The sequence below is a fragment of the Blastomonas sp. genome (assembly GCF_030373265.1).
GTDB lineage: Bacteria > Pseudomonadota > Alphaproteobacteria > Sphingomonadales > Sphingomonadaceae > Blastomonas.
This window is the reverse complement of sequence record NZ_JAUCZC010000019.1, coordinates 1-12,382: the sequence shown is the minus strand read 5'-3', so window position 1 is coordinate 12,382 and position 12,382 is coordinate 1. Positions and strand designations below refer to the sequence as shown.

The 12,382-nt window shown below is 63.5% G+C and carries 10 protein-coding genes; 5 read left to right on the top strand and 5 right to left on the bottom strand.

What is annotated here, in order from left to right; all coding sequences use genetic code 11:
- Positions 1-3 precede the first annotated feature (3 nt).
- Positions 4-789 (bottom strand): molybdate ABC transporter substrate-binding protein, encoded by a 786-nt coding sequence (gene modA / locus QUV11_RS11985; protein WP_300882996.1) that lies wholly within the window; start codon positions 787-789, stop codon positions 4-6.
- 113 nt (positions 790-902) lie between these two features.
- Between modA and QUV11_RS11980 the strand changes: the two genes are divergently transcribed.
- From QUV11_RS11980 to QUV11_RS11970, 3 genes are all read left to right on the top strand, one after another.
- Positions 903-1,277, top strand: coding sequence for a winged helix-turn-helix domain-containing protein (locus QUV11_RS11980; RefSeq protein WP_300882994.1), 375 nt, complete (start codon positions 903-905; stop codon positions 1,275-1,277).
- A 385-nt stretch (positions 1,278-1,662) separates the two neighbouring features.
- On the top strand, positions 1,663-2,388 hold the full coding sequence (locus QUV11_RS11975; protein WP_300882993.1) for a superoxide dismutase: 726 nt from the start codon (positions 1,663-1,665) through the stop codon (positions 2,386-2,388).
- 77 nt (positions 2,389-2,465) lie between these two features.
- The gene (locus QUV11_RS11970) at positions 2,466-3,266 is read left to right on the top strand and encodes a methyltransferase domain-containing protein (protein ID WP_300882992.1); all 801 of its coding nucleotides are present in this window, start codon (positions 2,466-2,468) and stop codon (positions 3,264-3,266) included.
- Positions 3,267-3,312: 46 nt separating this feature from the next.
- Here the strand turns inward: QUV11_RS11970 and QUV11_RS11965 are convergent, their stop codons facing one another.
- Complete coding sequence (locus QUV11_RS11965) at positions 3,313-4,500, bottom strand: diguanylate cyclase (RefSeq protein WP_300882991.1); 1,188 nt, start codon at positions 4,498-4,500, stop codon at positions 3,313-3,315.
- Positions 4,501-4,773: 273 nt separating this feature from the next.
- Here QUV11_RS11965 and QUV11_RS11960 point away from each other — a divergent pair, with 273 nt between their 5' ends.
- Positions 4,774-5,775, top strand: coding sequence for a histidine kinase dimerization/phosphoacceptor domain -containing protein (locus tag QUV11_RS11960; RefSeq protein WP_300882990.1), 1,002 nt, complete (start codon positions 4,774-4,776; stop codon positions 5,773-5,775).
- A gap of 3 nt (positions 5,776-5,778) precedes the next feature.
- Here QUV11_RS11960 and QUV11_RS11955 read toward each other — a convergent pair whose 3' ends face one another.
- The 3 genes from QUV11_RS11955 to QUV11_RS11945 form a co-directional block, all read right to left on the bottom strand.
- The gene (locus tag QUV11_RS11955) at positions 5,779-6,222 is read right to left on the bottom strand and encodes an Rrf2 family transcriptional regulator (RefSeq protein WP_300882989.1); all 444 of its coding nucleotides are present in this window, start codon (positions 6,220-6,222) and stop codon (positions 5,779-5,781) included.
- A gap of 118 nt (positions 6,223-6,340) precedes the next feature.
- Complete coding sequence (locus QUV11_RS11950; RefSeq protein ID WP_300883118.1) at positions 6,341-8,797, bottom strand: penicillin-binding protein 1A; 2,457 nt, start codon at positions 8,795-8,797, stop codon at positions 6,341-6,343.
- A gap of 316 nt (positions 8,798-9,113) precedes the next feature.
- A complete protein-coding gene (locus QUV11_RS11945) occupies positions 9,114-10,325 on the bottom strand; it encodes an N-acetylmuramoyl-L-alanine amidase (protein WP_300882987.1) in 1,212 nt (403 codons plus the stop codon).
- A gap of 592 nt (positions 10,326-10,917) precedes the next feature.
- Between QUV11_RS11945 and QUV11_RS11940 the strand changes: the two genes are divergently transcribed.
- Positions 10,918-12,382, top strand: a 1,465-nt coding sequence (locus QUV11_RS11940) for an Rne/Rng family ribonuclease (protein ID WP_300882985.1), incomplete at its 3' end; no start/stop codon positions are given.

The window sequence follows — 12,382 nt, the reverse complement described above, 5'->3', positions numbered from 1 at the left end:
CAGTCAGCCCTGCCCAGGCGGCAAGGCAAAGCCATGGCGCAGCAGGATCGCCCGCGCCGCAGGCTGCGCAAGATAGTCATAGAACGCGCGTGCAGGCTCGCGGGCGGTTCGCATCAGCACCATGCGCTGGCGCAGCGGCTGGTGTGCCTCGGCCGGGATCAGGACGTAATCGGCGCGGCCTGCGAGCGCCGGGTCGAGCATCAGCGACCACGCCACGATTCCCCCCTCGGCCCCGCCTTCGATCGCGAACTGCAGCGCTTGCGCCACATTCTCGCCCATGATCAAGCGTGGCTGCAACGACGCCCAGAGACCGGCCTGTTCAAGCGCCTCGCGCGCGCGCTGGCCATAGGGCGCGTGATCGGGATTGGCGATCGCAAAGCGCCGGACCTGACCGCTCGCCAGCGCCCGTCGCAGCCCGGCTAGCCCCTCGTCGACCTTCAGCGGCGACCCTGTTGGAGCGACGAGCGCAAGCCGTCCCACCGCGTAGAGGCGCCCCGTATCTACGGTGATCCCTGTCTTGGCGAGATCGAGCGCGTAGGCCTCGTCAGCGGACAGGAACACATCGAAAGGGGCGCCCTGGCGAAGCTGCTGGTGAAAGTTGCCCGACGATCCGAAGACCAATTCGACATCCTGCCCGGTGTCGCGCTTGAACGCCCTGGCCACATCGGTCAGCGCCAGACGCAGATCGGCCGCAGCGGCGATCCGGGGCACATCCGTGGATTTGATACACGCCCACAACGCCAGAGAGGCGAGCACGAGCAACCCGATTCGATAGACAGCTGCTGGCATCGTTGCACGTCACTCCGTGCGATATGCTTTGCGGCATACATCGCTTCCTGACAAGCGGGGATCGGCGCGTTGGCGTTGGAATTGCACGCCGTGCGCTGCTAGCGTGCCTGCCGATGACCAGCGCACCCCCATCCCGGCTCAAGATCAAGGCTCAGGTGTGTCTGGAGGATCGGATCGCGATCGGCCCTGGCAAGGCGGACCTGCTCGCCGCAGTCGAGCGCGAAGGCTCGATCGCCGCGGCCGGACGCAGCCTTGGCATCAGCTATCGCCGCACCCGCGACATGATCGACACGCTCAATCAGTGTTGGGGCGCGGCCGTGGTCATCACCGAAAAAGGCGGCAAGAGCGGCGGCGGATCGCGCCTGACCGACCGGGGTCACGAGGTGCTCGACGCCTATCGCGCGCTGGAGCAGGCACTGCAGCAGACCGCGGATCGGCACGCCCCTGCCCTGCTGGATTTGCTGGGCCCGGCCGAGCAGCACGACTGACCGCACCAGCCGCAAGCTTCCCGGGCGACGGGCAAGGCATCCGGTCGATACCCTGACGGCTGAAAGCGGGCGCGCGAACTTTTCTCCTCGGCCTGGCTGGACAGAGTGGATATCATCCTGCTACGGCCCGTCAATGATATACTATCACATCATCGGTTCATTCAACCGTGGGCCATGCGACGGCAGGTCCCCGAACAGCGATCTGAACGGCGAGCCGCTGGCGCGCGGCGGGCGCGCATCTGGCGCCGGCTCGAGCAACGCGCTGGTGTTGCCCGCAGGCGCGCGCCCGCAGGACGCCGAGCATCCTGAAAAACTTTGCACCGCTGGCAGGGCGGGATATTCGTCTGGGCCTCAGCGCCGCAGCCTAACCCCCAGGAGTCGCCTTATGTCTGTCTTCAAACCCTTGCTTTCGGTTCTGGCGCTCAGTCTTGCTGCACCACTTGCGGCGCAGGTGGCCGGTCCGGCTGCGCCTGCTGCTGCGCCGACAGCCGCCGCCTTCACGCTCCCCGCCTTGCCCTACGCCCCCGATGCGCTCGATCCCGCCATCGATGCCCAGACCATGACCATCCACCATGGCAAGCACCACCAGGCCTATGTCGACAATCTCAACAAGGCGGTGGCCGCAGACGCAGCGCTGAAAGATATGCCCCTCGAGCAGCTGGTGGCCAAGGCAGGCACCCTGCCCGCAGCGATCCGCAACAACGCCGGCGGCCATTGGAACCACACCTTCTTCTGGCAGACGATGGCTCCGGCAGCGAAGACCGGATCGCCCTCGCCCGAGCTTGCCAGCGCGATAACCCAGCAGTTCGGATCGATGGACGCGTTCAAGGCGGCGTTCAAGGCGGCCGGCACGGCGCGGTTCGGGTCAGGCTGGGTGTGGCTGATCGTCAAGCCCGACGGCGGCCTTGCGATCACGTCGACCCCCAATCAGGACAATCCGTTGATGGATGTGGCCGACGACAAGGGAACGCCGATCCTGGGCAACGATGTGTGGGAGCACGCTTACTATCTGAAATACCAGAACCGCCGCGCCGATTATCTCGATGGCTGGTGGCAGGTCGTCAACTGGGATGAAGTCTCCCGGCGCCATGCGGCAGCCGCCAAGGGCTGAGGCTACACCACCCGGCCCACGACAGAATCGGCAGCCTTTGCCATTCCGTCGCGGCGCTGCGCATACAGGATATTGCAATGAACCTGGCAATCCAGACCGACGCCTTCTGGGATCAATCGGTCGATGGCTATATCGCCTCTGCCGAACCGTTTACCGGATTGTTCTGCAAGGATGCTGTCGGACTCGCCGACATCGCTCCGGGCATGACGCTGCTCGATATCGCAACGGGCCCCGGTGCGCTGGCGCTGGCAGCTGCGCGCGCTGGCGCAACGGTCACCGCGATCGATTTCAGCCAGGCAATGATCGACCGCTTGCGCGAGCGCGCGGCCGATAGCCCGATCACCGCCCTGCGCATGAACGGCGAGGCGCTCGACCTGCCGCCAGACAGCTACGACCGCGTCTGTTCGGTGTTCGGCGTCCCGCTGTTTCCGGATTGGCGCGCAGGTTTGGCCGAGATGGCACGGGTGCTCAAACCGGCAGGCCGGGCCGTGCTCGGCGTGGCTGCAAACCCGTTCGGGTTCGGCCCCAATGTCCTGCTGGCCCGGGCCCGCAGCGAAGTCCTGCCCGATCATCGCGCCGAGATTGACATCGCTGCCATGGAGATCCTGTGCGATGCCGGGCGGCTGCAGGCTGAAATGGAGGACGCAGGGTTCTGTGACGTGACGGTTCACCAGCGGCAGCACGACTTCATCATGCCCTTCGACCTGATGGCCACTGATCATCCGATGATCCTGCAGAACCCGTTGGTGAGCGCTTTGCCCCCGCGCGATCGCGACCAAGTCATCGCTCGGGCGCTGGAGATGGCCAGCAGCCTGCGTCAGGGCGATATTATCTCCCTTCCGGGCGTGGCCCATCTGGCGGTGGCATCCAAGAGGTGAGGTTCAGGTCGACAGCGGACTTCGGCGGGGCCGGTCTCGGCGCATTCTAGCGATAGCCGTGCACGCCGCGCAGCGCGGCATCGGACCGGGCGTCACGGCTGGCGCTTCTGCTGGCCTGCCGGCGGGCAGATACCCACTGCTTGGCGCGGTACAACTCGCTGTCAGCTTCGCGCATCAGCGTTTCCAGGCTGATGGCACCGTGCGGGCCGTGCGCCATACCCACACTTGCGGAGATCAAGATCTGCTGATCGCGATAGTGGTATGGCAAAGACAGCACCGTTTGCACCGCGCGCTTCAAGGCCTCGCAATCGCCGTCATCGAAGATAAGCACCGCAAATTCGTCGCCTCCCAGCCGGGCCACGCAGTTTGCATCCTGGCACAGCGAGGTGAGCCGCTCGCCAGCCTGGATCAGAATGGCATCGCCGGCAGCATGCCCATATCGGTCGTTGGCTTCCTTGAAGCCGTCGAGATCGATCATCACCAGCGTAACGCCCAAAGGCGCCTCAGCACTGCCCGATGCAGACGAAAACCGCGCCCTGAAGGCCCTGCGATTGGCCAGCCCGGTCAACGGATCGGTTTCGGACAAGGCCTTCAACTCGTGCCGCAGCACCAGCCCACTGACAATCTCGTTGAAGCTGTTGACGATCAGCAACAGGGTCAGCAGCGACACGATCGTGAAGCATATTCCCATCGCCTGGATCCCGATATCGTCCGACTGCACCATGATCGTCAGCGTCGGCGTCAAGCTCACGCACATCACGCCCGCAGCGACGCGCGGCATGATGGTCAGGCAGATGGCTCCAGCAAAGGTGATCATGAAGATGAACACTGGCGCGAGCACGCGGCGGGTCTCGACGGTCTCGTTATAGGCATCGACTGTCCAGAGCCCACCGACCACTCCCATGGCCAGTGCGATCATCGTGGTGGATCGCAGATACCGGCGGACCTTCGCGGTGGAGACTTTCAGCCCGCGACGCCGATACCAGACATAGCATCGATAGCTGCCGAGCAGGATAAAGCCGCCGGGCAAAACGGTGTGATACATGACATCGAACCCACCGTTCGATGCGGTGCCCGCGATGACAGCCACCAGAGCGATCGAAAAATACAGGATAGGAACGATCGAGCCGATCCGGTGAAACTGAAGATGGGCAAGTTCGTCTCGAATAGACAGCGGCAGGTCGCCGCCATTGGTGGCAACCTTGGCCCGCTGCCAGATGGCGCGGAAGAGCATGGTCAGCCGATCAACGATGGTCTACCCCCTTAGGACGCTGCAATTGCCGCTGCCTGGCGACAATCGTAGGCCAAGGTAAAATCCGGGTTAATGGTTGCAAATTTTCCTTGCAGTATTGGTGCTTAGGGCCTGCGCACCACCTTGCTCGGCTGGGCTGGGGACGCCGCGGGGGCGGTGCAACACGGCGCTTGCCGACGATGACAACACCCCGTAGAACGCGGGTCAATCTTGCCGGCGCGATACCCGGCCCGGTGCCTGCGGATCGATACGAGCATGAACAGATTTGTCAGCGCAGGAGCTGTTTTCAGGCGCGATCCCATTTTGGGCTATGGCCTGGCTATCGTCAGCTTTGCCGCGGCGCTGCTGCTGCGCTTTTATTTTCGGGACACCCTCCCGCCCGGCTTTCCGTTTCTCACCTTTTTTCCTGCCGTCATCGTCACCGCCTTTCTGGCAGGGCTGCGGCCAGGGCTTGTCTGCGCGCTGCTGTCCGGGCTGGCGTCATGGTATTTCTTCATCCCGCCCACCGACAGCTTCGGGCTGGATGGCGCGAGCGCGCTTGCCCTTGGCTTCTACATCTTCATCGTCACGGTCGATATCACGCTCATTCACCTGATGCACCGCGCCGCCGATGATCTGCGCGGCGAAAAACGGGTAACCGAATCGCTGTACGACCAGCAACGCACGATGTTTCAGGAACTCCAGCACCGCGTGGCCAACAACATGGCCTTCGTGTCGGCATTGCTGCACCTCCAGAAGAAGAAGGTTGCCGCCGACCCGGCCAGCGCCAGCAGCGCGCTGGACGAAGCGCAAAGCCGGATCGAAACGATGTCGCGCATCCACAGACGTCTGTATGACCCGGCTTCGGTGGATCTGCCCGTCGCGCAGTACTTCCAGGAGATCTGCACCGATCTGCTGCAGGCCACCGGCGCGAAGAACATCGTGTGCATGGTCGATATGCCCACGATCCGGCTGGATATTGCGCGGCTGACGACGCTGTCGCTGCTGGTGACAGAGCTGGTCACCAACAGCCTCAAGCACGCCTTTGCCGACAACGGGGGGACGATCACGCTCAAGCTTGAACGGCTGGACCCGGGTCATCTCGCTTTGACGGTGAGCGATAACGGGCGCGGGTTGCCGAAGGGCGAGTCGCTGGCCACCAATAAGGGGCTCGGAACACGGATCGTGCAGTCGCTTGCGACCCAGCTCGGGGGGGAGATCAAGTCGGTGCCGGGCACAGCGGCCGGCGTGGCGTGGCGGGTGGTGTTTGCCGCCTGAGCATCAGGCGCCCAGCGCCGGATCCAGCGCAGCCACCGGCGGGATCGGATCCGCCAGAGTAATCTGATCGAGAATTACCGCGGTTTCATCGCGCACCTTCAGCATCAGCGCGCGCAGTCGGCATTCGTCCTCTGACAGGCAATTCTTGCATTTTTCATAGGCATAGCGGCTGGCGCACGGCACCAGCGCCAGCGACCCGCTGGTGATCCGGACGATGTCGCCATAGCGGATATCGACCGGGGCAAGGCCGAGCGTATAGCCGCCGTCCTTTCCGCGTTGCGAGTGCACCAGCCCCGCGCGGGCCATTTCCGACAGAATGACCGTGAGAAATTTGGGGGGTATGTTCTGCGCCTGGGCAATATCGTCGAGATGCACCAGCCCCTCGCCATAATGGTCGGCGAGGTGCTGCAGAGCACGGATGGTGTATCGGACTTTCTGGCTCAGCATGACCCTTTGGGGTTAGGCGGAGCTTGAGGCTTTATCAATGCTTTTGGTAGAGTGCCGTCATATTCCCTGGCGGGCCGACTGACTGCCATACCAGTCCGCCCCCGAAAACCCGCGCACGTCAGTAAATTCCGCCCTGCTGCTGCAGGAATTCGCTGTCGCTGCGCGGACGCGCAGCAGGACCCGTGCGCTTTTGTACCGCCCTGGCTGCAGCGATCTCTTCCTCGCGGATCGACCGGCGAGGCTCGGTCTCGGGCTTGAACGCTTCCCAGATGATTCCGGCCTTGGCCTCGTCACCCGGCCATGCGCCATAGACCCGGCGCCCCGAGCGGCGATCAATCCGCACCATGCGGGTCCCGGCAGGAGCACGGAATTCGGTAATCGGCATCGACGGCAGGATCTGCTTCGCGAACTGCTTGAACACCGGTGCCGCCAAGCGCCCGCCCTGGGCATATCCGCCCATGCTGCGCGGCTGGTCGAAGCCCAGATAAATGCCGGCAACCATGTCCGGCGTACCGCCCACGAACCACACATTGGTCGGGCCGCTGGACGTACCGGTCTTGCCGAACATCGGCCGATCGAGATCGGCAAGATTGGTCGCGGTGCCGCGCGTGATCACGCCTTCAAGCATGTGCACCACCTGATACGATGTGATCGGATCGACGATCTGGCGGCCGCGCGGCGTGAAGCGCGGCATCGGCTTGCCATCCCATTTGGCCATGTTGCAGCCTTCGCAGGTGCGCGGATCGGAGCGGAAGATCACCTTGCCGCGCCGGTCCTGGACATAATCGATCACCGTCGGCTTGAGTTCGCGACCATGGTTGACCAGCATCGAATAGGCGTTGGTGATCTTCATCACCGTGGTGTCGCCTGCGCCCAGCGCGATGGAGAGATACGGCTTGTAGTCGCCGATGCCGACCTGCTTGATCGTCTTGACGACATTGGTCATGCCCGCATCGTTGGCGGCACGCACCGTCATCAGGTTGCGCGACTGTTCGAGCCCCCACCGCATCGTCTGCGGACCTGCACCGCGCGACCCGCCGAAGTTGCGGAAGCATTTGTTGCCAAGGCTCGCCGACTGATAGACGCAAAAGGTGCCGTCGACGATCTGCGTCGCCGGCGTCATGCCGTTGTCGAGCGCGGTCGCATAGACGAACGGCTTGATCGTCGAGCCCGGCTGGCGATCGGCTTGCGTTGCGCGGTTGAACGGGCTGATCTGCGAATCGAACCCGCCCTGCATCGCATAAACGCGGCCCGAGCGCGGGTTCTGCACCACCATGCCGCCGGATATCTCGGGCACGTTGCGCAGCGCATAAGTGTCGCCGTCCATCGGCGAGACGGCGATGATGTCGCCCGGCTTCATCGAATCGAACGCGGTCCCGCCAACCCGTTTGCGCGGCATGGTTGCGGTCGAGCGCGGCAGCACGCCCTTGTCGCCATTGGCAAAACCGATTTCGGCAGCGCTGCCGGCCTTGTCGATCACCACTGCGATCCGCCAGTTCTCGTAATCGATGTCGATATAGGTCGATGCCAGGCGCGAGGCCCATTGGTCGTCGATCTCGATGGTGTTGATCGGGCCGGCCCAGCCGCTGCCGCGATCATAGCGCAACAGCGCATCGCGCAGCGCTTCGGTCGTCGCGCGCTGCATATCGGGATTGAGCGAGGTGCGGACCCACAGCCCGCCGGCATAGACGCTGTTCTTGCCGTCCTCGGCCTTTTCGCCGAACTTCTCGACCAACTGGCGGCGGACCTCCTCGACGAAATAGCCGCCGATCTTGTCGAAACCGTCACCGGTGCGCGCAATGGCGCCAAGCGGTTCGGCCTGGGCTGAAGCAAGTTGCGCCGGGCTGATCCAGCCGTTGGACTGCATCGCGCGCAGCACCCAGTTGCGCCGCTCGAGCGCACGTTCCATGTGCACTTCTGGACGATAATTGGAGGGCGCCTTGGGCAGGATCGCGAGATACGCTGCTTCGTGCAGTGCCAGTTCGCCGACATCCTTGCCGAAATAGGCGCGGGCTGCCGCCTGCACGCCATAGGCATTGCGACCCAGGTAAATTTCGTTGAGGTAGAGCTCCAGGATTTCCTGCTTGGTCAGCACATCCTCGATCCGGTAGGCGAGGATCGCCTCGCGGATCTTGCGGGTGATCGAATATTCGTCGCCCAGCAGCAGGTTCTTGGCGACCTGCTGGGTGATCGTCGAACCGCCGCGCGCGCGCTGGCCCGAACCGATCTTGGTGACGTAGTCGAACACCGCCGATGCGAGCCCGGGATAATCCAGCCCGTTGTGCGAAAAGAAGTTCTTGTCCTCGGCCGACAGGAAGGCGCGGATCAGCGGGACCGGATAGTCCTTGTACTGCAACTGCACCCGGCGCTCGCGCGCATAGCTGTTGATGATCTCGCCATCGACACCGCGCACCATGGTGGGCAGGTCGGGCTCGTAATCGACAAGGGTCTCGGCGGACGGCAGGTCGCGTGCGAAAATGAGCCAGATCAGCACTACGCCCAACAGCGCCACGCCCAGCAGATAGGCCGCCCAGCGGACCCAGCGGTTGCTCCATGCCTCGCGTAGCGCGGCCATCGCCCCATCTCCGCCGCGCCGCACGCTATAGGCGATATCGCCGTTGTCACCCTCGCTCATGGGTGCGCGGTTAGCACATCAATCCTGAACATTGCCAGAGCGGATTGGGCCAGAGCGGATTGGGCCAGAGCGGATTGGCAAACTAAATCCTCCCCGAGCTTGCCTCGGGGAGGGGGACCGCCGACCGCAGGTCGGTGGTGGAGGGGAAGCGGGATAGTGCATCGATTGGAGGCGGCACACACCCGCTGCCCCTCGACCACCCGCTGCGCGGGCGGTCCCCCTCCCCCAGCAAGCTCGGGGAGGATTTAGTCGGCATTCACCGCGACGCCAGCTTGCGGGCGAAGAACACCGTGACCGCCTGGCTGACCGATTCCGCGATGCGGCGGCGATAGGCGGAAGAATTGAGCAGCGCGACATCGTCGGCGTTGCTGACATAACCCGTCTCGAGCAGCACCGAGGGCACATCGGGTGCCTTGAGCACCATCAGCGAGGCGAAGCGGTGCGAGTCGGTGCGGAAGTTCATCTTGGCATCACCCTCGCGCCGCAGCAGCCGAGCGAAATCCGCCGAAAGGTTCATGGTCTCGCGCTGGGTGAGGTCGATCAGGATCGAGGATACATCCGAGGGCGCATCGGACAGGTTTACCCCGTTCAATATATCCGCCTTGTTCTCGCGCGCTGCCAGCCGGGCGGCCTCACGATCGGAGGCAACTTCGGACAAGGTATAGATCGTCGCGCCGCGGGCGGTCTGCGAGGCCGCAGCGTCGGCGTGCACCGAGATGAACAGGTCCGCCCCCAGCCGGCGGGCGATGCCGTAACGCTCCTGCAGAACCAGGAACGTGTCGCTGTCGCGGGTCAGCGCAACCCGCACCCGACCGGTCTTGAGCAGTTCGTCGCGGATCGCGCGTGCAATCTGCAGCGTTACCTTGCTCTCGTGTGTGCCGTCATGCGGGCTTACCGCGCCGGGATCATGCCCACCATGACCGGCGTCGATCACCACCAATGGGCGCGATCTGTCACTTGGCCCCTCGACCCTGGGCAGCGGTGGGGCCTTGGCGGGCTTGGGCAGCGGGATGCGCACACTGTAGCGGCGCGGCGGCGGTTCGGCGCGAAACTGCACGGGCGGCACGAACGACTGGCGCGGGGCCGACAGCGCACCGCGCAATTCGGATGACCCAAGCTCGGTCACCGATAGCGTCAGGCTGCGTCCGTCCTCCGAAAAACTGCCCGAGCTGACCATCGCCGGACGATCGAGGTCGAGCACGATGCGTGCGGTATCGCTGTCATATTGCGCCATGCGCACATTGCGGAACAGGCCGGTGTGGTTCTGCGCCCGTGATCCGGACGTGGCACCCCTCACATCGATCGCAATGCGATCGGGGCCGCTCAGCACGAAGCTGCTCGCGCTTTCGATGACATCGTTGAAATGCAGCACGACCTGATTGGCGCGCACCTCGACATCGGCCACCTCACCCGCCTGCGCAGGAAAGGCACATGCCATCGACGCGCAGATGGAGGTGAGCCATAGCATGGGCCCCTTATGCCCCCGGGGCGTTTGCCCGGTCCAGTGCAATTTCATAATCCCCGGAATCCTGCCTGTGTCCTTGATAAAGGCAGGATTAGGGTTAAGGCGGAAAAACCATGTGAAACGATCTGGTTAACGGGACTTTCAGTATGATCGCCCGGTCGGCCTCGCAACTAAGCGATGCGCCGGTCTATTGTGCGTTGCAATATTATCGGTCCGCACGCTGCGAATAGCTTTTTGTTGCTGTATTCCCAAAGCAATGCTAGCAAAGCTCTGCGGACCATTGGCTGAACACGCCATTCTTCGCATTCAATGACAGCATTGCGGACGCATTTCGCCCCCGGTGCCGTATCATCAGGTTGACGCTTTATGGGTTCGAATACCGCCTTTTCCGCGACCCCGCTTTCGGGCGGTTGGCTGCGGAAAAGCGACGCGGCCAGTGCGCTTGACGCCCTGCGAACCTGTACAGCAGACACAATCCTTATCGTAAACCACAGTTTGCGCGTCGCTCCGGCATTTCGGAGCGGCAGCGCCACAACACACAGAAGCGCAGCGACCCGGCCGGTTCCGCCCGGTGCGCGCGCACGGAGAATATTGAATGACAACGCGCATGTTGATCGATGCGCGCCACCAGGAAGAAACCCGGGTGGCGGTGCTCAAAGGAAACCGGATTGAAGAATTCGATTTCGAGTCTGCTGAACACAAGCAGATCAAGGGCAATATCTACCTCGCCAAAGTAACACGCGTCGAACCTTCGCTGCAGGCAGCGTTTGTCGACTATGGCGGCAACCGTCACGGGTTCCTGGCCTTTTCGGAAATCCATCCCGATTACTACCAGATCCCGCGTGAGGACAAGATTGCGCTGCTCGCTGAAGAGGCGCGTCATGCCAAGGAAGAGGCCGACGCACTGGCCGCCGAGGAAGAGGCTGACGATGCCGCCGGCCATGGCGATGACACCGATTATAACGATGGTCTGTCCGACGACGGACTGATCGAGGCGGATGACGAGCCGATCGTCGCCGAGACCCTGTCGGGTGACGGCGATGGCGACAGCGATTCCGACGGTGAAGGCGAATCCGCCAACGACAACGCCGACGAAGCACGCGACGCCGATGGCGACAACAACGGCAACGGCCGCAATTCGGGTCGCCGCAAGCGCCGCGATGGCCGCGGCGGCAAGGCCAAGGCCAGCGATGAAGCGCGCACCAACCGCATGGCGCTGCGTCGCCGCTACAAGATCCAGGACGTCATCCAGCGCCGCCAGGTGATGCTGGTGCAGGTCGTCAAGGAAGAACGCGGCAACAAGGGCGCCGCGCTCACCACCTATCTGTCGCTCGCAGGCCGCTATTGCGTGCTCATGCCCAACAGCGCGCACGGTGGTGGCATCAGCCGCAAGATCAGCAACGCGTCGGACCGCAAGCGTCTGAAGACGATCATCGCCGAGATGAAGCTGCCCGCCACCATGGGCTGCATCGTGCGCACCGCAGGCCTTTCGCGCACCAAGCCAGAGATCAAGCGCGACTTCGATTATCTCGCCCGTCTATGGGACGAGATCCGCGAAAAGACGCTCAAGGCTTCCGCGCCCGAAATCATCCATTCGGACAGCGATCTGATCAAGCGCGCGATCCGCGACATCTACAACCGCGATATCGAGGAAGTGCTGGTCGAGGGCGAAGCGGGTTATCGCGCCGCCAAGGACTTCATGAAGCTGCTGATGCCCAGCCATGCGCGCCGGGTGAAGAGCTATTCGGACCCCGTGCCGCTGTTCCAGCGTTACGGCACCGAAGACCAGCTTTCGGCGATGTACGAGCCGGTCGTCCAGCTCAAGTCGGGCGGGTATCTGGTGATCAACCCAACCGAGGCGCTGGTCTCGATCGACATCAACTCGGGCCGTTCCACCAAGGAACACGGCATCGAGCAGACCGCGCTCAGCACCAACCTTGAAGCCGCGCGCGAAATCGCCCGCCAGTTGCGCCTGCGCGACATGGCTGGCCTGGTCGTGATCGACTTCATCGACATGGAATATGGCAACAACGTCCGCAAGGTCGAGAAGGCCATGCGCG